A 21,719-nucleotide genomic window follows, 5' to 3' on the forward strand; every position below is an offset into this window, starting at 1 on the left:
GTTGGCCTTCAACGCGGCCGGGTTCATCGCCACCAGGACGTCCGGCCGGTCACCGGCGGTGAGGATGTCATGGTCGGCGAAGTGGATCTGGAACGACGAGACACCCGGCAGCGTGCCCTGGGGAGCGCGGATCTCGGCCGGGAAGTTCGGCAGCGTCACCAGGTCGTTGCCGAACACAGCCGACTCCTGGGTGAACCGGTCACCGGTCAACTGCATACCGTCACCGGAGTCGCCGGCGAACCGGATGATCACCCGATCCAGCTGCTTGACCTGCTTGGTCTGGCTCACGTTCGGTCCACTTCTCTCATCGCGTCGATGGCGGCCGCTGACCCGACGTCCCGGGTACGGCGTCTGGGACGATTCTAGAACGCGTTCCACTTTTCTGTGGACACCTGTCCAACTCTCGCCCGGCCGGCCGTGCGGCACGTCCACCAACGATAGTCCGCGCCCCGGGTGGACCCCATCTTCTCGCCGCCTGATGAGAGCGGCGAACGCCGTGAGATCGGTCATGGTTCCTCGTCGGTCGAGCGGCCGGAGCGCTCCGTGGGAGGCTGATGGCATGAGCTATCAGCGGGCCAGTCGGACGCTGTGGTGGCTGCTCGGGGTCGCGGTGCTCGTGTCGGTCGTCCACTACGTCGACAATTACGTGAACTACCGCGACTACCCGGTGCCGGGACCCGACGCGCCGGTGCCGGCGCCGTCCGCGACGCTGATCGCGGTCGCGTGGTTCGTGTTCACCGCCTCGGGCGGGCTCGGCGCGATGCTGTGGCTGCGCCGGCGGATCACTGGGGCCTCCATCGCCCTCGCCGGCTACTCGGTCTCCGGGCTGATCGGCGTCGCCCACTACACCGCGCCCGGCGCGTTCGACATGGTCTGGTGGCGGCAGGCGCACGTGGTCGTCGACATCGGGTGCGGGATCGGGGTGCTGCTCTTCGCGCTGTGGGCAGCCCGCAACGCGACCGCGCTCAGCCGGCCAGCGACTCAGCGCGTCGCTTGAGCGCCTCGGCGTGCCGGCGGAACCCGTCGGCGACGCGCCCCGGCCCCGCCAGCCTCACCAGCGGGCCCCGGAACTCCTCGACGGTGTCGTACGACGTCGGGCCACCGGGCACCTGCCGCAGCCGCTGGTGGCGGGTGCCTCGGACGAGGCCGAGCTTCGCCGGCAGGCCCTCGTAGACGTAGCTCAGCAGCGCGGTCGTCTCACCGGTACCCGGATCGGTCGCCGGGCCGTCGAGCGCGCTGATCCGCTCCGGTGAGCGGGTCCGCCCGCCACCGGCCCACACCACGTGCAGCACGATCGGGTTCCCGACCGCGGGCGGCTGCGGCGTCACCGCCCGCTCCACGAACGGGTTCCACTCGCCGTACCGCTCCGTGTCGAGCATGACCTGCCAGACCACTTCGAGCGGGGCCTCGATCACGACCGATGCGGACGGGTTCATGCCGCCATCATCGCGAAGGGGCGCGGTTTGCGGTGCGAAGGGGCGCGGTTTGCGGTGCGAGAGGGCGCGGTTCGCGGCGCGAGAGGGCGCGGTTCGCGGCGCGAGAGGGCGCGGATCGCGGCGCGAGAGGGCGCGGATCGCGGTGGCTCAGGCCGGCAGCCGGTGCGGATCCGATCCGGTGAGGTAGGGATCAGCCCACGCGCTGATGATCCGGCCGGCCCTCGCTGCCTGACCCGGCGCGGTCAACAGGTGGTCGCTGCCCTCGAGGGAGACGAAGCTCCGCGGATGGCGGGCCGCGGAGAAGATCTCGCCGGCGTTCGACACGGCGACGGTGGTGTCCGTGGGGGAGTGCATGACGAGCAGCGGCCGGCGCAGCGTGGGGACCAGGTCGAGGAGCTTCGCCCGTCGGATCTCCTCGACGAAGGCGCGCTTGAGGGTCAGCGCACGTCCGCCGACGAGCCACTCGGCATGGCCCTCGGCCACCGCGCGGTCCGCCAGGGCGTCGTACTGGTGCTCCACGTGGCTGGGGTCGCTGGGCGCGGCAATGCTCGCCACCGCCCGGACCGCCGGCTCCTCGCTCGCAGCGGCGATCGCCGCCGCTCCGCCCCAGGAGTGGCCGACGAGCAGGTCCGCGGGCGTGCCGCGGTCGGCCATGAACGCCAGCGCCCGTTGGGTGTCGTCGACCTTGATCGTGAACGACCCGTCGCCCCAGTCGCCCTCGGAGTCGCCCAGGCCGAGGTTGTCGAAGCGCAGCATCCCGATGCCCTCGCTCGCGAGCTGGCGACAGATGCGGGCTGCCGCAGGGCAGTCCTTGCCGAGGGTGAACCCGTGCGCGAACACGCCCCATCCACGGATCTCGCCCTCCGGCAGGTCGATCCGGCCGGCGAGGCGGGGACCCGTGGAGCTGGCGAACCAGACGCGCTCGGCCACCGCCTCTCCCTCCCGCCGGCTCAGGCGCCGCGGATGGCCGTCGCGACCGCGTGGTGCACGTCGGGGTGGAACACCGTCGGGATGATGTACGACGGGTTCAGCTCCTCGTCGCTGACGACATGAGCGATGGCGTCGGCGGCGCGGAGCATCATCTCCACGGTCACCTGGCTGGCGCGCGCGTCCAGCAACCCGCGGAAGACGCCGGGGAAGGCAAGCACGTTGTTGATCTGGTTGGGGAAGTCGGACCGGCCCGAGGCGACCACCGCCGCGTGCTTCGACGCGGCGACCGGGTCGACTTCGGGATCGGGGTTGGCCATCGCGAAGACGATCGGGTCCGGCGCCATCTCGGCGATCCACTCGGGCCGGAGGATGCCCGGCGCGGAGACGCCGAGGAAGGCGTCCGCCCCCTGCAGCGCGTCACGGAGCGAGCCACGGACGCCTCGCGGGTTGGTGCGGGCCGCGAGCTCGGCATGGGTCGCGGAGAGCGTCTCGTCGCCGGCGACGAGGCAGCCGGCCCGGTCGTAGACGATGATGTCGGTGACGCCCGCGGCCAGGAGGAGCGCCACGATCGCGGTCCCCGCGGCGCCGCCGCCCGCGACGACCATCCGCGAGGACTCCAGCGGCTTGTCGACCACTCGCAGTGCGTTGGTCAGACCGGCGAGGGCGACGATGGCGGTGCCGTGCTGGTCGTCGTGGAAGACCGGGATGTCGAGCCGCTCGCGCAGTCGCGCCTCGATCTCGAAGCAGCGGGGGGCCGCGATGTCCTCCAGGTTGATGCCCCCGAAGCCGGGAGCGATCAGCTCGACCGCCCGCACGATCTCGTCCGTGTCCTGGGTGTCGAGGCAGATCGGCCATGCGTTGATGTCACCGAACTTCTTGAAGAGGGCGGCCTTCCCCTCCATCACCGGGAGGGCGGCGCCGGGGCCGAGGTTCCCGAGCCCGAGGACGGCGGAGCCGTCGGTCACCACGGCGACGGTGTTGCCCTTGATGGTCAGCCGGGACACGTCCTCCGGATGCTCCGAGATCGCCTTGGAGACGCGGCCGACGCCGGGGGTGTAGGCGAGCGAGAGGTCGTCGCGGGTCTTGAGCGGGACCTTCGAGCTGACCTCGATGATGCCGCCGAGGTGGGTCAGGAACGTGCGGTCGGAGACCTTGTGCACCGTGACTCCGTCGATCCCGCTGACGGCCTTCTCGAGCTCGGCTGCGTGCTCCGTATCGGCGGACGAGCAGGTCACGTCGACGACCAGTCGGTCGTGGCTCGACTCGGCGACGTCGATCGCGGTGACCACGCCGCCGGCGGCGGCGATGGCCGTGGCGACGGCACCGACGACGCCGTGGTCGGGCTCCGTGTAGAGGCGCATGGTGATGGAGTTGGACGAGGCGGTCACGGTTCTCACCCGCGCAGTGTGCGCCTTGCGGCGGGTTACTTGGAAGTACGCGCCGCCTGGGTGCGGGCCTGCACCAGGCCCCGGTAGTAGCGAATCGTCTTCTGCGTCGCGGCGAGGTCGCGGTACCACGTGCGCACCCGGACCCGGCACCGCACCCGGGCGATCCGGGTGTCGTACTCGCCGCACTCCGCCAGCGCCTCGGAGTCGGTGGGCGGGTACCGCCACCTGCCGTCGTAGGTCTTGATACCGAAGCCGTTGGCAGCATCGCCCTTGATCAGCACGATGGTGTCCGCCGGAGGTGGCGCGGGTCTCTGGCCGGTCGCACCGGCATCCTGACTCGATGTCGTCACCACGGCGCCGAGCAGCGCGAGGGGGACGAGCGAGGCCGCGAGCACGCGGACGTTCGCGCAGGTGGAGGTCTTCTGCTGGTGCTGCATAGGTGGGCTCCTGCGGTCGTGCGCCAGCGGATCCGGCGCTGTGACGGCACGGTAGGAGCCCGGGTCGACCTCGTGGAGAGTCCGCGGCGATGGCTGTGGACGAGCCCCCGACGGAGTCGGGCTGTGGACGGAAACCGGTTCGTCAGTCGGGCGAGAGGAGGCGCGACCAGCTTGCGGTGAGCTCCGTGAGCATCTGCTCCCGGTCGAGCTTCCAATCGGCGTCCTCCCAGTTCTGGCCGACGTAGTCGAGCTCGGCCATCGCGAGCACCCCGCGGAAGTGGCGTTGATGCGGCTTGAACCTCCCGGCGCGGTGCAGGCCGTCCTCGATGTCGCTGATGGCCTCCTCCATCCATCGCGCGACCAGGTTGCGCAGCTCAGGCTCGACCGCCGCCGCGTCGCGACCGATCCTGATGATCGGCCGCACCGCGTGCCACAGGTCGGCGGTGTGCCGCAGCCACGCCTCGATGGCCGCAGGACTGCCGTCGGCGACGGCCTCGACCAGCTTCGGCGCGGTGGGCCCGTGGATGGTCGAGTGCCGGCGCTCGAGCACCGCGTTGAGACTCTCGGAGACCAGTGTCCTGGCCAGCTCCGCCTTCGAGCTGAAGTAGGCGTAGAACGTGACGCGCGTCGTTCCGGCCGCGGATGCGATGTCGTCCACCGTGGTCGCTGCATAGCCGCGCTCCCGGAACAGGGCGAGGCCGGCGTCGCGAAGCACGGCACGGGTCATCGCCTTCTGCGCCTCGCGCCGGTTCGCCATGGCGACACGTTAGGACGGCCGTCGCGCGGCTGCACGCGGTTCGGCCGACCTCCGGGGGATACCGTCTCGGCATGGTCGTCGTCCACGAGACGCCGCCTTCGCGGGTCCTGTTCGGGACTGGAGCACGGCATGCCATCCCTGACGAGCTCGACCGGCTGGGCGTGCAGCGCGTGCTGGTCGTGGTATCCGCGTCCGCCCGTGCCGCCGCTGACGAGCTGTCGGCTGCACTGGGGGAGCGGGCGGTCGCTCGCTTCGACCGCCCGATGGTGCACACGCCGGTCACGGTCACCGACGAGGCGATGGCGGTCGTCGCCGACGAGTTCGTCGACGCGGTGGTGACGATCGGTGGCGGCGCGGCGACCGGCCTCGGCAAGGCGCTCGTCGCGCGCAGTCCGATGCCGCACGTCGCCGTACCGACGACCTATTCGGGGTCGGAGGTGACGCCGGTCCTCGGCGAGACCGAGGAGGGGGTCAAGCAGACTCGGCGGGACGCGTCGCTGCTGCCCGGCACCGTCGTGTACGACGCCGAGCTGACGCTGCGGATGCCGGCGGGCCTGACCCTGACGAGTGCCGTGAACGCGCTCGCGCACGCCGTCGAGGCGCTGTGGGCGCCCGATGCGACGGCGGTGTCCGACGCGCTGGCCACCGAGGCGTGCGACCTGCTGCTCGGCGCACTGCCGAGGGTGCTCGCCGATCTCGGAGACGTGGACGCCCGGATCCGGCTGCAGCAGTCGGCCTGGCTCGCCGGGACCTGCCTGGCCACCGCGCAGATGGGACTCCACCACCAGCTCGCGCACGTCCTGGGTGGCACCTTCGACCTGCCGCACGCCGATCTGCACACGCTGCTGCTGCCGCACGTGCTCCGGTTCAACCTGCCGCACGCGCCGCGAGCCGCGGCGCGGTTGACGCGGATCACCGGTGACGATCCCGCCGCCGTCGTCGCCCGCCTCGTGGCGTCGTACGACGGCCCGACCCGCCTGCGTGTCCTCGGCGTGCCGGAGGAGGGCCTCGGTGCGGTGGCCGAGCGGGTGGCGGCGGCGCCGTACCCCAACCCTGCGCCGGTCGAGGTCGGCCCGTTGCTGGAGCTGCTGCGCGCTGCCTGGTGACCGGGCCCCGGCCCGATCAGCTCACCGGTAGTTGGTGAACTGCACCGCGAAGTCGTAGTCCTGGGCCTTCACCAGCGCCTGGACGGCCTGCAGGTCGTCGCGCTTCTTGGAGGAGATCCGCAGCTCGTCGCCCTGGATCTGCGCCTTGACGCCCTTGGGCCCCTCGTCGCGGATCAGCTTGGAGATCTTCTTGGCGTTCTCCGAGCTGATGCCCTCCTTGAGGGTGATGCCGATCTTCGACTGCTGGCCGGAGGGCCGCGGCTCCGAGGCGTCGAGGATCTTCAGCGACTGGTTGCGCTTGATCAGCTTGTCCTGGAAGACGCTGAGCACGGCGCTGGCGCGGTCGTCGGCGGACGCGGTGATCTCTATCGCGTCATCCCCCTTCCACTCGATGGTGGCGCCGGTTCCCTTGAAGTCGAACCGGGTGGAGATCTCGCGGGCGGTCTGCCCGAGCGCGTTGTCGACCTCCTGGCGGTCGATCTTGCTGACGATGTCGAACGAGGAGTCGGCCATGGAGATGCCCCTGTGCTGATTCGTGGACGGGAATGCTGCTGCGCTATTGTTTCGCGTCGTCCTCGACGGGCCAACACCGGCCGTGTTGACTGGAGGGGATGAGCCCGGCAGGTTGCCCGAGCGGCCAAAGGGAGCTGACTGTAAATCAGCCGGCACAGCCTACGCTGGTTCGAATCCAGCACCTGCCACGGCCAGTAGGAACGGCCCGTGACCAGCGGAAACGCTGGGAGCGGGCCGTTTCGCGTTGTCCGGCTGGCTACGGCTGGCCCCGACTGGCTACGGCTGGTCGTGCCGGAGGAGTGCCATAGAACGCGGATCCCCATCGCTCATCGCCCCTGGCGAAACCCATCGACCCGATGCCTCGCCTCGTCCTCGCGACCGTCGAGGCATGCGGCGTAGACCCTGTGGAGCACCGCGACGCTGTGATCTGCCCACGCTGCCACCCTCGGCGAGGGCACGCCGGCGTCGAGCCAGGTCGACACGCATGCGTGCGGCAGGTCGTAGGGCCGGGCTGCCAGCGACGAGGCGACCTGCTGGGGCGTGAGCGCCTTCATCCGGGCTGCGGCCCGATCCGGGTTGGGAACAGCAGTCCGCCGGCCCCGGGTGAGAACTGCTCGTTGTGCTCGCGGAGGGCGACAACGAGGAGAGGATCTGCCGGCAGCGGTCAAGCAGCGGGGAAGTGTTTACGTGATGTCGCGGCGCATCGAGAACAGCGCCCCTGCGCCCGCGAACAAGAGGCCGTACCCCGCTAGGACCAGGCCGCCTTCCCACGCGCGCAGGTACTCCTGGGTGGTGAGGGAGACCTGGGTCAGAGCCGCCGATGCTGAGCCCGGGAGGTAGGTCGTCCAACTGTCCAGGGCCGGTATGCCGGTGAGGATGGGCTCGGCGACGAACCGGTAGACCAGCAGCCCGACGACGGTGGCGACCTGGTTGCGCAGCAGGGCTCCAAGTCCGACGCCGAGCAGGCCGAAGATTGCTACGTCGGCGATGACGCCGGCGTAGGTGCCGGGCAGGCCGTTGTCCAGCAGCCCGACCTCGATGCCTTTTGTGGCCAACCAGGGCATCGCGATCGCGGTTACCACGAACAGGCATGCGACTCCGTAGGCGGCGCCGACCAGGGCGTAGGTCGCCAGCTTCGCGGCCACGACCTGGCCGCGCCGCGGGGTGGCGAGAAAGGTCGCGGTGGCGGTCTTGTGTCGGAACTCCCCGGTGATCCCGATCGCGGCAAGGACCGCGACCAGGGTGTTGGCACCGCCCGATGCCACGGCGAACAGAGTCCGCTGGCCTTCCGGGCTGTGGAGCGGTGCGGTCATCGTGTCGGGGTCCTCAGAGAACCCGATCAGCAGACTGGTGTACAGCGCGGTGAGCCCCATCGCACCCACGAGCAGCCACAGCCACAGCCGGGTGGTGAACAGCTTGCGGAACTCTCCTGCGATCAACGAGGTCATGCCGGCTCACGCTCGCTTTCGTGTTCGGTGGTCAACTCGAAGAACGCCTGCTCGAGGTCGTCGCGCCCGGGGGTGAGCTCGTGCAGCTCCACCCGTGCGTCGACAGCGACCCGACCGATGTGCGCGGCGGCCAGCTCGATGCGCAGCGCGTCCGGGGCCAGCCGCTCGACCCGAAGGTCCGCGACTCCTTCGCCCAGGGCAGCCAGAAGTCGCTCCACCTCGGGTGTCTTGACCAGCGCCCACGGAGGTCCACTCGACAGCTCCGCGAGCGAGCCCTGGCGGACCAGCCGGCCGCGGCGCAGGATCACCACCTGGTCGACCAACTGCTGCATCTCAGTGAGGACGTGGCTGGAGACCAGGACCGTGCGACCGCTGTCGGCGTATCGGCGCAGGAATCGCCGCATCCACACGATCCCCTCGGGATCCAGGCCGTTGGCGGGCTCGTCGAGGATCAACACCTCGGGGTCGCCGAGCAGGGCGGCGGCCAGCGCCAGCCGCTGCCGCATCCCCAGGGAGTAACCGCCGACTGCCCGCCGCTTCGCCGGACCGAGCCCGACGTCATCGAGCACCTCGTCCGCGCGGGCCAGCGGGTAGCCGCTGACGGTGCAGTAGACGCGCAGGTGGCTCAGCCCGCTGCGCGCCGGGTGGAAACCTGTCGCCTCCAGAGCGGCACCGACGACCTTGCCCGGTTCTGGCAGGTCGACGTAGCGGCGGCCACCGATGGTGGCGGACCCGCCATCGGGGGCGACCAGGCCGAGCAGCATCCGAAGGGTTGTTGTCTTCCCGGCGCCGTTCGGGCCGAGGAAGCCGGTGATGGTCCCTCGCTCGACGGAGAAGGTGAGGTCGTCAACCGCCTTGACGTCCCCGAAGGTCTTGTTGAGGCCAGCCGCTTCTATCGCCGGCCCGATGTATACGGACATGTAAACAACTGTAGATGTAGACTTAGCAGTACACAAGTGGAGGTGCGTGTCATGGCAGAGCTGCAAAAGCAGGAGCCGGCCGCGACCGGTCGTCAGCGGATGCCAAGGGCGGAGAGGCGTGAGCAGATTTTGGCCGCGGCCACGAAGGCGTTCGCACGAGCGGGCTTCGCCGACACCAGCCTGGACGATGTCGCCGCCGAGGCCGGAGTGACCCGGGTGATCCTCTACCGGCACTTCGACTCCAAGTCCGAGCTCTACCGAGCCTTATTGGACCGAGCCTGCACGCGCTTAGCCGAGAACGTCGGGACCGACGACTTCGGCGAGGATGCGCTCCCGGCACTACTCAAGACGGCCGCCGCGGACCCTGACGCCTTCCGGCTCCTCTTCCGCTTCGCTGCCCGCGAACGCGAGTTCCGTGACCTCACCGATACCCTCGCCGCCGCCTCGACCGAGGTCACCCACCGCAACTTGGCCAAGCAGCTCCCGCCAGGCCCGTGGCTGGACTGGGCCGCTCGGCTCATCCCCACCCTCACCACCGAGGCCGTCATCGCCTGGCTCGACGCCGGCCGGCCCGATCCGGACCAGGCAGCGGCACGGATCCGAGCCGCGGTCCACGGCGTCATCGACGCGGCCGCCGCAGCCGTACGAAACTCCGGCCCCAGGCCCGGCACCGTTGACCGCTCGTCGGCAGATCCGGACGGTTAGAGGGGCGCCGACATGCGGCGGTAGGACGCGCCCCGCCCTTTCGCGTGTCGTCAGGTCGCGGTCCGCGTGGGACACGTCTGTCGGTGGTGAGTGTGCTTGTCAGCTCGTAGTGGTAGTGGCGGCATTGTGGCTGATATGGGCGAACATGCTCCGGGAGTTCCAGGTCGGGAAGGCCTTGGCGATCCATGAGGGGCCGTGGAGCTGGATTCGGGAGTCGCGGGTGGCCTCCGCCCAGGAGAGTTGTCCGGCATGCCACTTGACGAATGCTTCGGCGTCGGCGGTGATGAAGAGGTCTTCGTCCATGCCGGAGTAGGTCTTGCAGATCTCGACTTCGGTGTGCTCGATGATCAGCCAGTACCGCTCATGGGGTCGGTATCCCGTGAAGTCGAGCTGGATGACGACGCGCCGGTCGGGGAGGCGGTCCGGGCGGAGCGCGTTGCCCATCGACCACAGTGCCACGTACGGATCGAGGTTTTCGGGGGCGATCTCCAGCCAGCGCGCCCCCCACTCACCGAGGGACTTGCAAACTTCGAACAGGTCGTCACCCGAAGGGGTGAGCAGGTAGCGGTGACCGCGGCCGTAAGCCTTGGGTGTCACCTCCACGATGCCGAGTCGTTCGAGCTGCTTGAGCCGTTGCGCGAGCAGGGTGTGGGACAGTCCGGGCGCACCCTGGAGGATCTCCCCGAATGTCTGGCAGCCCAGGTGAAGGTTGCGGATGATCAACGGCGTCCAACGCTCGGCGAAGATCTCCGCACCACGGGCGATCGGGCAGTACTGGCCGTACGTCCTCATGCTCGCAGTGTCCCGCTCCGCCGGCGGTGCGGGAAGTCCAGATTCCTTACTTCGTGGTCCAGATTGCTGCGTTCTGCTCGGCATCGGCCGGTGATGCGATGAAGCCGCCTATCGAGGAGGAACCATGGCAACACAAACCGCGATCCAGATCCCGGGATTCCGGGGCGAGCTTGTCAGCCCGGACGACCGGGAGTACGACGGCACACGCGCCGTCTGGAACGGAATGGTCGATCGGCGACCGCGCCTGATCGCCCGCTGCGCCGGTACCGCCGACGTAGCGGCCGCGGTGCGGTTCGCGCGCGAGCGCGAGTTGGAGGTCGCCGTGCGCGGCGGGGGCCACAACGTGTCCGGCACAGCGATCTGCGACGGCGGAATGGTGATCGACCTCTCGGTGATGCGTGCCGTCTGGGTTGATCCCGTCGAGTGCACGGCTCTCGTCCAAGGCGGTGCCCTGTGGGGAGATGTCGACCACGCGACCCAGGCGTACGGTCTGGCCACCACGGGCGGGATCGTGAGTCACACCGGCGTCGGCGGCCTCACCTTGGGCGGCGGCATCGGCTGGCTCATGCGCAAGCATGGGCTCGCCGTTGACAATCTCGTGGAGGCCGAGGTGGTCACTGCCGAGGGGATGATCCTCCGGGCATCGGCCGATGAGCACCCCGACCTGTTCTGGGCGCTGCGAGGCGGAGGCGGGAACTTCGGCGTCGTCACCTCATTCCGGTTCGCACTGCACCCGGTCGGCCCGACCGTCTTGGCCGGGCCGGTGTTCTGGGCCGCCGAGGACACCACAGAGGTTCTGCGCTTCTACCGTGAGCTCGTCGCCGGCGCGCCCGATGAGCTCGGCAGCATCGTCCGGCTGGGCACGATCCCTTCGCTGCCGGTGGTCGACAAGGACCTGCACTTCCGGCCGGCGATCGGGGTGGCGACCTGCTACGCAGGCCCGGTGGAGGACGGTGAGCGTGTTGTCGGTGCGCTCCGCCGGTTCGGCACGCCACTCGTCGATCTCCTCGGGCCGACCCGTTACGTCGACCATCAAAGCGGCATCGACGACACCGTTCCGCACGGCTGGCATTACTACTGGAAGGCCACGGACCTCGCCGGTCTGTCCGATGAGATCATCGACATCGTCGCCGAGCATGCCTACCAGGCCGCCTCTACGAGGTCGTACGCGGCGATGTTCCACTTCGGTGGCGCAGTCGCCCAAACACCTCGGAAGGCCACGGCCTATTCCGGGCGCGACGTGGAGCACAACATCATCATCGACGCAGCCTGGCTTCCGGAACAGGACGAGACCGTAGGCGCTGCGGAGATCGCATGGGCACGAGGATTCCTCGAAGCCCTGCAGCCGCACGGTGCCGGCGTCTACGTGAACTTCCTCGACTCCGACGACGACACCAGCAGAGTCCACGAGGCCTACGGCGACGATACGTACCGGCGGCTCGCCGAGATCAAGGCCAAGTACGACCCCGAAAACGTCTTCCACAACAACAAGAACATCCGGCCCGGGACGCCGAAGCCTTCAAGCGGCCGCCACCTCGGGTCGCGCGCGGCTGTCAACGATTGATGCTTCCGGTCCAGGCGGGTGGGGGGGCGACCAGGTGCGCGCGTGAGGCGCAGATGGATCCGTCGACAGTCTGCCGGCCGCGGCAGACTGTCGACTCGCCGGACCTCGGTGGTTGCGGTCGATCGGCAGACGAAGACCAGAGCCGGACCAAGCGGGGTACCAATTTCGGCCACAAACGCGGACAGCCCTCCCCCGTCCCGGTAGGTGCATGCCACGGTGCGTACCCCCCGATTCTCGACCGTGGGATCGCGGGTGGCACGTCCGAGTCAGAGGGCTCGGCTCAAGCTCGAAGGAGTTCTCGTGGAACGCTCCCGTGGCAGAACGCAACGCAACTTCGGTGAAGATCGCACTCGTCGGCGCCGCGCGCGTCGGTCGCCCAGCAGAGCTCGCACGGGTGCGGCGATGACGACAGCCGTCTCGCTGGTGGCCGGTCTGTTGGCGAGTTTCGCGTTGCTGGTCGCGCCGGTGCCGCAGGCCGCGGCGGTTCCGGGTCAGCCGGGCACTCCCAGCGATCCCGCGGTGCTGTACACCGAGGACTTCCAGAATCGTCCTGCGAACTCGAACATCCTGCTGTCGGAGTACACCGGCGCGACCGGCATGACCTATACCGGCGACCCGTTCTGGGTGTCGCGCGCCAACTGCAACGGCTTGATCATTCAGCACACCAGCCCCCGCCAGGCGGGGGACTGCGACGGCACCGGCCCAGGCACGGGCGCGGGCAACTACAACCTTCTGACCGCGCTGCCGTGGGTTCTCGCCGAGTTGGGTGGGTTCTCCGACCGGACTCAGAACGCGGCAGCCTCGTCGTACACGGCGGGCAGCTCGGGCGACAACGAGGTGCAGTTCCGCACCACGCAGCCCCTGTCGCTGCCGGCGGCGAACCGGTTCGTGACGTTCTCCGTGGACGCTGCCGCCCAGAACTGCTTCAGCACCCATCCCGAGCTGCGGTTCTACCTCACGACGGCCGGTGGTCAGGAGATCCCCGTTTCGGCCGCTGCGATCGACCCGTGCACCGACCCCCGCGCGAGTTCCGTCCAGGCGCCGACCGCCAACGGCACCCCGGCCGGCGAGGTGCGGTACGGCCGGTTCGCTGCCGACTCCTCGCTGCTGGTGTCCGGCAACACGCTCGGGATCGTGATGCGCAACGAGAACGGCTTCGGCGGCGGGAACGACGGCGCGTACGACAACATCCGGGTGCTGGACGTGACTCCGCAGCTGGACAAGGCATTCTCGCCGACCAGCGTGCCGGTCGGTGAGGCCTCGACGCTGACCCTGACGGTGACCAACACCTCCGAGCTGGCCGCGAAGAGCGGCTGGGGGTTCACCGACACCCTGCCGGACGGCCTGGTCGTGGCGAGCCCGGCCAACCTGGGCGGGACCTGCCAGGCGACGCGGACCGCCGAGGAGGGGTCATCGACGATCGCCATCACCAACGGTGTGCTGAATGCAGGCCAGGCGTCGTGCACGATCACCGTCGACGTGACCTCCGACTCCCCGCGCGGCGCGGAGCCCTCGCCGAAGACCTACACCAACTGTGCCGACAACATCTCCGACGTGGTCGGCATGAACCTGCCGGGTTGCGCATCGGTGGAGTTCTACAGCACGGCCGAGCTGACGATCGAGAAGGACTCGGACGCCACCGAGCTCACCCGCGTGGGCGACGTCGTGAACTACACGGTCACTGCGACGAACACCGGCACCGCCGACTTCACCGCCGCGAACCCGGCCGTGGTCGTCGACGACCTCGCGGGCGTGCTCGACGACGGCACGCGCCAGGGCGACGTCTCGGCCAGCGTCGGTGGCGCGTCGGCCGGAACCGTGGACTACGTCGAGCCGCGCATCAGCTGGACCGGTCCACTGGCGGTCGACGAGACGGTCACCATCACCTACTCCATCCGGCTCGACCGCGTCGGTGACGGCATCGTCCGCAACGTCGCGTTCGCATCGGACTGTCAGCCTGGATCGCCCGGTTGCGACCCAACGACGCCCACCTGCGATCCGCCCAGCACGACCTGCGACACCGAGACGGTCGTGCTGCCGCGTCTGGAGGTCGAGAAGACGGCGAGCACCAGCACGCCACGCGTGGGCCAGACGATCCAGTACGCCGTCGTCGCGCGCAACGTCGGACCGGGCCAGTACACCGCCAGCGCACCGGCATACGTCGTGGATGACCTCACGGGCGTGCTCGACAACGCGCGTCTCAAGGTCGGCTCGCTCTCTGCCGACCCTGCCGGGCAGCTCGAGTACAGCGCTCCGCGGATCACCTGGACAGGTGCCCTGGCCCCCGGGGAGTCGGTCCTGATCACCTATCAGGTGATCTACACGGGCAGGGGCGACAGTGAGGTCGTCAACACCGTCTTCGCCCCCCCTCGGAACCCGGATGACCCGACGCCGGCGTGCCCGAACGACGAGTTCGTTCCCTGCGACACCGTCGCGCTTCCTGGTCCCAAGCTCACACACAACAAGGTGGTCAAGTCGGGTCCGGACAAGATCGGCCGCAACCGCTACCGGATCAAGTACGCGATCACCGTGAAGAACCGCGGCGGAGGCGGCGCGTCGTACAACCTGCGGGACAAGCTGCGGTACGGCAGCGCGGTAGAGATCATCAACACCGCCGTCAGGGCCAGGCCGATGTCGGTTCACGTCGACCCCAGGTGGAACGGTCGCAGCCAAACCCGCGTGACCACCAACCAGTCGATCGGTGCGGCCGCCAAGTCGGGGCCGAAAACGCACACCTTCGTGGTCACGGTCGTCTTCCGCGTCGCGGCCGGCAAGGTGACCGCACGCAACCGCGACTGCACTCTGCGTCGTGGGGAGTCTGGAACCGGACTGCTCAACCGGTCCACGCTGACCGGGAACGGTATGAGCGCGACCGACGACGCCTGTCGGGTGAGCCCGACGCCGCCCCCGCCGCCGCCGAGCACCGGCTTCAGATGGCGGTGATGCGGGCGATCGACTGACAGCGCGGGCCGCACGAAGAGGACCCGCGGGAGGGCCAGTGGCGACGCCCGCGAGCCCGAATGCCTGATGTGCCCCGGCCGGGGTGGTTACCGGCCGGGGCCACGGCCCTACCAACGGAGTGCCCATGGCCGGCCGATCGCCACACCTCTGGGCGGTGGGACCCCGTGAGCTGCCACGTGCGTGGGACCTGAGAAGGCTCCCAGCGACCGGCCCGTGAGGCTGGGGTACGACGAGCCTCTCGACATCATCCTCGGGTCGTCGGTGGGCTGCCCCCGCCGCCATCCTGCTGACGGCGGGGGCAACCCACCGACGACGGAGGCTCCGGGGCCCGAGGCTTATCGCCCAGGTCGACCCTCAGAGCATCCCGGACGCCTTCTCGAGCACCACCCGCAGGATCTGCTCGATCTCGTCGAAGTGCTCCTGGGTGCAGATCAGCGGAGGCGCGATCTGGACGACCGGGTCGCCACGGTCATCGGCCCGGCAGTAGAGGCCCTCCTCGAACAGCGCTCTGGAGACGAAGCCGTAGAGGATCCGCTCGCACTCCTCGTGGGTGAAGGTCTGCCGGGTGGCCTTGTCCTTGACGAGCTCGATGCCGTAGAAGTAGCCCTCGCCCCGGACGTCGCCGACGATCGGCAGGTCCAAGAGCCGCTCCAACGTGGTTCGGAAGGCGTCCTCGTTCGCGCGGACGTGGCCGAGAATGCCCTCCTCCTCGAACAGCTGCAGGTTGCGTACGCCGACCGCGGTCGAGACCGGGTGACCGCCGAAGGTGTAGCCGTGGGCGAACATCGCCTCGCCGTGGAGGAACGGCTCCATCAGCCGGTCGGACGCGATCATGGCGCCGAGCGGCGCGTAGCCCGACGTGATGCCCTTCGCGCAGGTGATGATATCGGGCTGGTAGCCGTAGCGCTCGGCGCCGAACATCGTGCCGAGCCGGCCGAAGGCGCAGATCACCTCGTCGGAGACGAGCAGGACGTCGTACTCGTCGCAGATCTCCCGGACCCGGTCGAAGTAGCCCGGTGGAGGCGGGAAGCAGCCGCCCGCGTTCTGCACCGGCTCGAGGAACACCGCGGCGACCGAGTCGGGGCCCTCGTTCTCGATCGCGACCGCGATCTGGTCTGCCGCCCACCGGCCGAACGCCTCGACGTCGGTCCCGTCGTGCCCGGCGGTGCCCGCCGGGGCACGGTAGAGGTTGGTGTTCGGCACCCGGAACGTCGAGGGCACCAGCGGCTCGAACTGCTGCTTGAGCCCGGGCAGGCCGGTGATGGAGAGGGCGCCGTGCGTGGTGCCGTGGTAGGCGATCGCGCGCGAGATCACCTTGTGCTTCATCGGCTTGCCGGTGACCTTGAAGTAGTTCTTCGCCAGCTTCCACGCCGACTCGACCGCCTCGCCGCCGCCGCTGGTGAAGAACACCCGGTTGAGGTCGCCCGGCGCGGCGCTGGCAACGGTCGCGGCCAGCTCGATCGCGCTCGGGTGGGCGTAGGACCACAGCGGCATGAAGGCGAGAGCGCGCGCCTGGACCGCGGCCGCGTCGGCGAGCTCGGTGCGTCCGTGTCCGAGCTGGCTCACGAACAGTCCGGCGAGCCCGTCGAGGTAGCGCTTGCCCCGGTCGTCCCACAGGTACGCGCCCTCGCCCCGCACCATGACGGGCACATCCGCGCCGTCGAAGTGCCCGTGCCGCGTGAAGTGCAGCCAGAGGTGGTCCTTCGCGGCCCGCTGGCGCCGCTCGAGTTGGGGGTCCATGGCTCCCATGATGCTCAGTCGACCCCGAACTCCGCAAGCGGATCCGTCGCGAAGACGGGTGATAAGTGGCGAATCCGCATCTATTTGCGGATTGATCTATGGATTCCGTCGGTCTGCTCGCTAGTCTCAGCTCATGGCCGACCTCACCTTCAAGAACGTCGTCAACGGTGCGTTGGTCGACGCCGCGTCCGGGGCGACGTACGACGTGATCGACCCGACCACCGGCGAGACCTACGCGCAGGCGCCGATGTCGGACGCCGCCGACGTCGACGCCGCCTACGCCGCCGCGGCCGCCGCGTTCGAGACTTGGGGCGACACCACGCCCCAGGAGCGCGCGGCCGCCCTGCTCAAGATCGCCGACGCCATCGACGCGCGCGCCGAGGAGATCACCGCCGTCGAGGTGCGGGACACCGGAAAGCCGATCGGACTGACCGCCAGCGAGGAGCTGCCGCCCAGCTCGGACCACTTCCGGTTCTTCGCCGGTGCGGCCCGCGTGCTGGAGGGACGCAGCGCGGGGGAGTACCTGCGCGACCACACCTCGTGGATCCGGCGCGAGCCCGTGGGCGTGGTCGGTCAGGTGACGCCGTGGAACTACCCGCTCATGATGATGATCTGGAAGATCGCTCCAGCGCTCGCGGCGGGCAACACGGTCGTTCTCAAGCCCAGCGACACGACCCCGGCGAGCTCGACGCTGCTCGCCGAGATCTGCCAGGAGTTCCTGCCCCCGGGCGTGCTCAACGTGGTCTGCGGCGATCGCGACACCGGCCGCGCACTGGTCTCCCACAAGACCCCGCAGATGGTGTCGATCACGGGGTCCGTCAGGGCCGGCATGGAGGTGGCAGGCTCGGCGGCGACCGACCTCAAACGGGTGCATCTGGAGCTCGGCGGCAAGGCCCCGGTGATCGTCTTCGACGATGCCGACATCGAGGCTGCGGCGTCCGCGATCGCGGAGGCGGGCTACTTCAATGCCGGCCAGGACTGCACTGCCGCCACCCGCGTACTGGCCGGCCCGGGCATCCACGACGACTTCGTCGCCGCGGTCACCGAGCAGGCGCGGGCCACGAAGACCGGCATGCCCGACGACGAGGACGTGCTCTACGGCCCGCTCAACAACGCCGACCAGTTGGCCCGGGTCAAGGGGATGGTCGACCGGCTGCCGGACCACGCCAGCCTCGAGACCGGCGGCGAGAGGGTCGGGGATCGCGGCTACTTCTATGCGCCCACCGTGCTCTCCGGCCTGCGCCAGGACGACGAGCAGATCCAGACCGAGATCTTCGGCCCGGTCATCACCGTCCAGCGCTTCACCGACGAGCGTGAGGCGCTCGCATGGGCCAACGGCGTCCAGTACGGCCTCTCCTCCAGCGTCTGGACGAGGGACCACGGCCGCGCGATGCGGATGAGCCGCAAGCTCGACTTCGGCGTGGTCTGGATCAACACCCACATCCCGTTCGTCTCGGAGATGCCGCACGGCGGCTTCAAGCACTCCGGTTACGGCAAGGACCTCTCCCTTTACGGGCTCGAGGACTACACGCGGATCAAGCACGTCATGTCCTTCATCGGAGAGTAGGTGCCCGAGGTGCCAGAGAAGCGAGCCTTGAGACGATGAGGATCCTGCTGATCGGCGCCGGCGGGGTCGGCTCCGCGTTCACGGCGATCGCCGCGCGCCGCACGTTCTTCGAGGCGATCCTCGTCGCCGACCACCTCCTCGAGCGCGCCGAGAAGGCAGCCGCGATCGACAGCAGGTTCTCTGCCGTCGCGGTCGACGCATCCTCCGCGGAGGCGGTGACCGCCCTGTGTCGTGAGCACGCGGTCACCCACGTGCTGAACGCTGTGGACCCGCGCTTCGTGATGCCGATCTTCGACGGCGCCTACGCCGCCGGGGCCGACTACCTCGACATGGCCATGTCCCTCTCGCGCCCGCACCCGGACTCGCCGTACGAGCTTCCCGGAGTCAAGCTCGGCGACGACCAGTTCGCCCGTGCGGAGGAGTGGTCGGCGGCGGGCCGGCTGGCACTGGTGGGGATCGGCGTCGAGCCCGGGCTGTCCGACGTGTTCGCCCGGTACGCCGCCGACCACCTCTTCTCGACCATCGACGAGCTCGGCGTGCGCGACGGGTCCAACCTGGTCGTCTCGGGTCCAGCAGGACCCACCTTCGCGCCCACCTTCTCCATCTGGACGACGATCGAGGAGTGCCTCAACCCGCCGGTGGTCTGGGAGGACGGCCGCTGGCACACGACCGAACCGTTCTCCGAGCCGGAGGTCTTCGACTTCCCCGAGGGCATCGGCCCGGTCGAGTGCGTCAACGTCGAGCACGAAGAGGTGCTCCTGATGCCGCGCTGGCTCGGCTGCCGCCGGGCGACCTTCAAGTACGGCCTCGGGTCGGAGTTCATCGACGTGCTCAAGACGCTGCACAAGCTCGGCCTCGATCGCGCGGAGACGGTGCGCGTCGGGGAGGTCGAGGTCAGCCCGCGTGATGTGGTTGCCGCGTGTCTGCCCGACCCGGCGACGCTGGGCGACCGGATGTCCGGCAAGACCTGCGCCGGCGTCTGGGTGACGGGCACCGGCACGGACGGTGCTCCGCGCTCGACCTACCTCTACCACGTGGTCGACAACGACTGGTCGATGGCGGAGTACGGCCACCAGTGCGTCGTCTGGCAGACCGCGGTGAACCCGGTCATCGCCCTCGAGCTGCTCGCGAACGGCACCTGGTCCGGCTCCGGCGTGCTGGGGCCGGAGGCGTTCGACGCGGTGCCCTTCCTCGACCTGCTCACGGCCTACGGCAGCCCCTGGGGCGTCATGGAGGTCCCACGATGACCGTCGAGCAGCGGCGCCACCTGGCCACCGAGATCCCCGGCCCGGAGTCGCGCAAGCGCTTGGAGCTCAAGCGGACCTGGGTCGCCGACGGCGTCGGCACGGTGCTGCCGGTGTTCGTCGTCGAGGCGGGCGGAGGCGTGCTCGTCGACGTCGACGGCAACTCGCTGATCGACCTCGGCTCGGGCATCGCGGTCACCACGGTCGGCAACGCTGCCCCCGCGGTCGTCCGCCGGATCACCGAGCAGGCGCAGGCGTTCACCCACACCTGCTTCATGGTCACGCCGTACGACGGCTACGTCGACGTGTGTGCCGCCCTGGCCGAGCTCACGCCCGGCGACCATGCGAAGAAGTCCGCGCTGTTCAACTCCGGTGCCGAGGCAGTCGAGAACGCGGTGAAGATCGCCCGGCGCGCGACCGGCCGCACCGGGGTCGCGGTGTTCGACCACGGCTACCACGGGCGCACCAACCTGACGATGGCGATGACGGCCAAGGCGATGCCCTACAAGCACGGGTTCGGCCCCTTCGCCGGTGAGATCCATCGGGCGCCGGTGTCCTACCCGCTGCGGGACGGGCTCTCCGGCGCAGCGGCGGCAGAGCGTGCGATCGACGTGCTCGAGAAGCAGGTGGGCGCCGACCAGCTCGCCTGCGTCGTGATCGAGCCGATCCAGGGCGAGGGGGGTTTCGTGGTGCCCGCGTCCGGCTTCCTGCCGGCGATCGAGCAGTGGTGTCGCGAGCGCGGCGTGCTGTTCGTCGCCGACGAGATCCAGACCGGGTTCTGTCGCACGGGCGACTGGTTCGCGTGCGAGGACGAGGGGCTGGTGCCCGACCTGGTCGCGACGGCGAAGGGCATCGCCGGCGGCATGCCCCTGGCTGCGGTCACCGGCCGCGCCGAGGTGATGGACGCGGTCCATGTCGGCGGCCTGGGGGGCACCTACGGCGGCAATCCCGTGGCATGCGCCGCCGCCCTCGGAGCGATCGAGGCGATGCGCAGTCTCGACCTCGTCGCCCGCGCGCGAGAGGTGGGATCGCTGATGGAGAGGCGACTGCGCGCGATCGCGGCCGACCACCCCGTCGTGGCCGAGGTTCGGGGGCGCGGGGCGATGCAGGCGGTCGAACTGTGCCGACCGGGCTCGACGGAGCCCGACCCCGCGCGGACGGCCGCGGTCTCGTCGTACTGCCACTCCCAGGGGGTGGTCACGCTCACGTGCGGCACCTGGGGCAACGTGCTGCGGTTCCTGCCTCCGCTGGTGATCGGTGATGCGCTGCTGGAGGAGGGCCTCGAGGTGGTGGCAGAGGCCATGACCGCGACGAGGTGACGTCGGTCGCCGACGACGAGGACGGCTGAGGCCGCATGCGACCCGGGTGGGGCCGTGGTCAGTGACCCACCAGCGGGGCGAGGCGACGCGCGACCAGGCTCGGTCGCCCGGTGAGTGCCTCCTCGGCATCTGCGACGGACGCCATGCGCAGGCCGGCGTTGATGCCCAGCCACCGCAGCGGCTCGGGCTCCCACGGTGGCGAGCGATGGCCGACCCACGGCAGCCCGACCAGGTCCGTGTCGTGCCCGAGGACGAGATCGCGCAGGGTGCGTCCCGCGAGGTTGGTGGTGCTCACGCCGTCCCCGACGTAGCCGCCGGCCCACGCCAGCCCGGTGCGGCGGTCCAGCCCGACCGAGGCGCACCAGTCCCGCGGGATCCCGAGCGGTCCGCCCCAGGCGTGGGTCACCGCCGTGCCGCGCAGCACGGGGAACAGCTCGAGCAGGGAGCTCCAGAGCCGAGCGAACACCCGCGGCTCGTGGTCGTACGCAGGCCGCACCCGCGAGCCGAGGTGGTACGGCGCTCCGCGGCCGCCGAAGACGAGTCGGTCGTCAACGGTGCGCTGGCCGTAGACGATCAGGTGGCGATGGTCGGCGAACGCCTCCCGTCGGCGCAGCCCGATCACCTCCCAGGCGGCGGGAGGAAGGGGTTCGGTCGCGATGACCAGCGAGTACACCGGAGCCATCGTCCGCTCGTGGCCGGGAAGCTGGGGCGTCCACGCCTCCGTGGCCCGTACGACGATCTCCGCCGTGACCGTGCCATGCGCGGTCGACGCCGAGCCCGGCGCGATCGCGGTGACCCGGGTGCCCTCGAGCAGCCGGACGCCGCGGCGCTCGACCGCCCTCACCAGGCCGCGGACCAGGCGGGCGGGGTGCAGGACCGCGCAGTCGGGGGT

19 protein-coding genes, 1 tRNA gene and 1 pseudogene are annotated in these 21,719 nt (G+C 69.9%); 9 read left to right on the plus strand and 12 right to left on the minus strand.

Features of this window, described 5'->3' with window-relative positions; genetic code table 11:
- A pseudogene (locus E7Z54_RS23950) lies at positions 1 to 288 on the minus strand (2-oxoacid:acceptor oxidoreductase subunit alpha); the annotation flags it as partial.
- 271 nt (positions 289 to 559) lie between these two features.
- Here E7Z54_RS23950 and E7Z54_RS03050 point away from each other — a divergent pair.
- Positions 560 to 997, plus strand: a complete 438-nt coding sequence (locus E7Z54_RS03050) for a hypothetical protein (RefSeq protein ID WP_136431536.1) — start codon at positions 560 to 562, stop codon at positions 995 to 997.
- Here the strand turns inward: E7Z54_RS03050 and E7Z54_RS03055 are convergent.
- From E7Z54_RS03055 to E7Z54_RS03075, 5 genes are all read right to left on the minus strand, one after another.
- Complete coding sequence (locus tag E7Z54_RS03055; protein ID WP_136431537.1) at positions 966 to 1,436, minus strand: SRPBCC domain-containing protein; 471 nt, start codon at positions 1,434 to 1,436, stop codon at positions 966 to 968. The genes E7Z54_RS03050 and E7Z54_RS03055 overlap by 32 nt on opposite strands.
- Positions 1,437 to 1,583: 147 nt before the next feature.
- Positions 1,584 to 2,366, minus strand: coding sequence for an alpha/beta hydrolase family protein (locus tag E7Z54_RS03060; RefSeq protein WP_136431538.1), 783 nt, complete (start codon positions 2,364 to 2,366; stop codon positions 1,584 to 1,586).
- A 20-nt stretch (positions 2,367 to 2,386) separates the two neighbouring features.
- Positions 2,387 to 3,763: an NAD-dependent malic enzyme gene (locus E7Z54_RS03065; protein ID WP_136431539.1), complete on the minus strand. Its 1,377-nt coding sequence runs from the start codon at positions 3,761 to 3,763 to the stop codon at positions 2,387 to 2,389.
- 26 nt (positions 3,764 to 3,789) lie between these two features.
- Positions 3,790 to 4,191, minus strand: a complete 402-nt coding sequence (locus tag E7Z54_RS23670) for a hypothetical protein (protein WP_206055974.1) — start codon at positions 4,189 to 4,191, stop codon at positions 3,790 to 3,792.
- Between the two features lie 142 nt (positions 4,192 to 4,333).
- Positions 4,334 to 4,948: a TetR/AcrR family transcriptional regulator gene (locus E7Z54_RS03075; RefSeq protein ID WP_136431540.1), complete on the minus strand. Its 615-nt coding sequence runs from the start codon at positions 4,946 to 4,948 to the stop codon at positions 4,334 to 4,336.
- A 71-nt stretch (positions 4,949 to 5,019) separates the two neighbouring features.
- Between E7Z54_RS03075 and E7Z54_RS03080 the strand changes: the two genes are divergently transcribed.
- A complete protein-coding gene (locus tag E7Z54_RS03080) occupies positions 5,020 to 6,054 on the plus strand; it encodes a maleylacetate reductase (protein ID WP_136431541.1) in 1,035 nt (344 codons plus the stop codon).
- A 21-nt stretch (positions 6,055 to 6,075) separates the two neighbouring features.
- On the opposite strand, the gene E7Z54_RS03085 is transcribed toward E7Z54_RS03080, so the two are convergent.
- On the minus strand, positions 6,076 to 6,567 hold the full coding sequence (locus E7Z54_RS03085) for a YajQ family cyclic di-GMP-binding protein (RefSeq protein WP_136431542.1): 492 nt from the start codon (positions 6,565 to 6,567) through the stop codon (positions 6,076 to 6,078).
- A 106-nt stretch (positions 6,568 to 6,673) separates the two neighbouring features.
- Between E7Z54_RS03085 and E7Z54_RS03090 the strand changes: the two genes are divergently transcribed.
- A tRNA-Tyr gene (locus tag E7Z54_RS03090) sits at positions 6,674 to 6,755 on the plus strand.
- 495 nt (positions 6,756 to 7,250) lie between these two features.
- On the opposite strand, the gene E7Z54_RS03100 is transcribed toward E7Z54_RS03090, so the two are convergent.
- Both E7Z54_RS03100 and E7Z54_RS03105 read right to left on the minus strand, forming a co-directional pair.
- The gene (locus E7Z54_RS03100; protein WP_136431543.1) at positions 7,251 to 8,015 is read right to left on the minus strand and encodes an ABC transporter permease; all 765 of its coding nucleotides are present in this window, start codon (positions 8,013 to 8,015) and stop codon (positions 7,251 to 7,253) included.
- On the minus strand, positions 8,012 to 8,935 hold the full coding sequence (locus tag E7Z54_RS03105; protein WP_136431544.1) for an ATP-binding cassette domain-containing protein: 924 nt from the start codon (positions 8,933 to 8,935) through the stop codon (positions 8,012 to 8,014). The genes E7Z54_RS03100 and E7Z54_RS03105 overlap by 4 nt, the downstream gene beginning before the upstream one ends.
- A 51-nt stretch (positions 8,936 to 8,986) precedes the next feature.
- On the opposite strand from E7Z54_RS03105, the gene E7Z54_RS03110 reads away from it, so the two are divergent.
- Positions 8,987 to 9,640 carry a TetR/AcrR family transcriptional regulator gene (locus E7Z54_RS03110; RefSeq protein WP_136431545.1) on the plus strand — a complete coding sequence of 218 codons (654 nt, stop codon included), beginning with the start codon at positions 8,987 to 8,989 and terminating at the stop codon, positions 9,638 to 9,640.
- Positions 9,641 to 9,739: 99 nt separating this feature from the next.
- Here E7Z54_RS03110 and E7Z54_RS03115 read toward each other — a convergent pair whose 3' ends face one another.
- Positions 9,740 to 10,432, minus strand: a complete 693-nt coding sequence (locus tag E7Z54_RS03115; protein ID WP_136431546.1) for a winged helix-turn-helix transcriptional regulator — start codon at positions 10,430 to 10,432, stop codon at positions 9,740 to 9,742.
- A gap of 124 nt (positions 10,433 to 10,556) precedes the next feature.
- Here E7Z54_RS03115 and E7Z54_RS03120 point away from each other — a divergent pair, with 124 nt between their 5' ends.
- The gene (locus E7Z54_RS03120) at positions 10,557 to 11,996 is read left to right on the plus strand and encodes an FAD-binding oxidoreductase (protein WP_136431547.1); all 1,440 of its coding nucleotides are present in this window, start codon (positions 10,557 to 10,559) and stop codon (positions 11,994 to 11,996) included.
- A gap of 402 nt (positions 11,997 to 12,398) precedes the next feature.
- Positions 12,399 to 14,939: a DUF11 domain-containing protein gene (locus E7Z54_RS03125; protein ID WP_136431548.1), complete on the plus strand. Its 2,541-nt coding sequence runs from the start codon at positions 12,399 to 12,401 to the stop codon at positions 14,937 to 14,939.
- Between the two features lie 372 nt (positions 14,940 to 15,311).
- Here the strand turns inward: E7Z54_RS03125 and E7Z54_RS03130 are convergent, their stop codons facing one another.
- A complete protein-coding gene (locus E7Z54_RS03130) occupies positions 15,312 to 16,697 on the minus strand; it encodes an aspartate aminotransferase family protein (RefSeq protein ID WP_136431549.1) in 1,386 nt (461 codons plus the stop codon).
- 133 nt (positions 16,698 to 16,830) lie between these two features.
- Here E7Z54_RS03130 and E7Z54_RS03135 point away from each other — a divergent pair, with 133 nt between their 5' ends.
- From E7Z54_RS03135 to gabT, 3 genes are read left to right on the plus strand one after another with little or no spacing between them, the layout of a single operon-like run.
- Complete coding sequence (locus tag E7Z54_RS03135; RefSeq protein ID WP_136431550.1) at positions 16,831 to 18,264, plus strand: gamma-aminobutyraldehyde dehydrogenase; 1,434 nt, start codon at positions 16,831 to 16,833, stop codon at positions 18,262 to 18,264.
- 35 nt (positions 18,265 to 18,299) lie between these two features.
- Positions 18,300 to 19,511, plus strand: a complete 1,212-nt coding sequence (locus E7Z54_RS03140; protein WP_136431551.1) for a saccharopine dehydrogenase family protein — start codon at positions 18,300 to 18,302, stop codon at positions 19,509 to 19,511.
- Positions 19,508 to 20,827: a 4-aminobutyrate--2-oxoglutarate transaminase gene (gene gabT, locus E7Z54_RS03145; protein WP_136431552.1), complete on the plus strand. Its 1,320-nt coding sequence runs from the start codon at positions 19,508 to 19,510 to the stop codon at positions 20,825 to 20,827. Before E7Z54_RS03140 ends, gabT begins: the two co-directional genes overlap by 4 nt.
- A gap of 58 nt (positions 20,828 to 20,885) precedes the next feature.
- Here the strand turns inward: gabT and E7Z54_RS03150 are convergent.
- The coding region (locus E7Z54_RS03150) for an NAD(P)/FAD-dependent oxidoreductase (protein WP_136431553.1) at positions 20,886 to 21,719 on the minus strand (834 nt) is incomplete at its 5' end.

The sequence above is a fragment of the Nocardioides sp. genome (genome assembly GCF_004803405.1).
Taxonomy (GTDB): Bacteria; Actinomycetota; Actinomycetes; order Propionibacteriales; family Nocardioidaceae; genus Nocardioides; species Nocardioides vastitatis.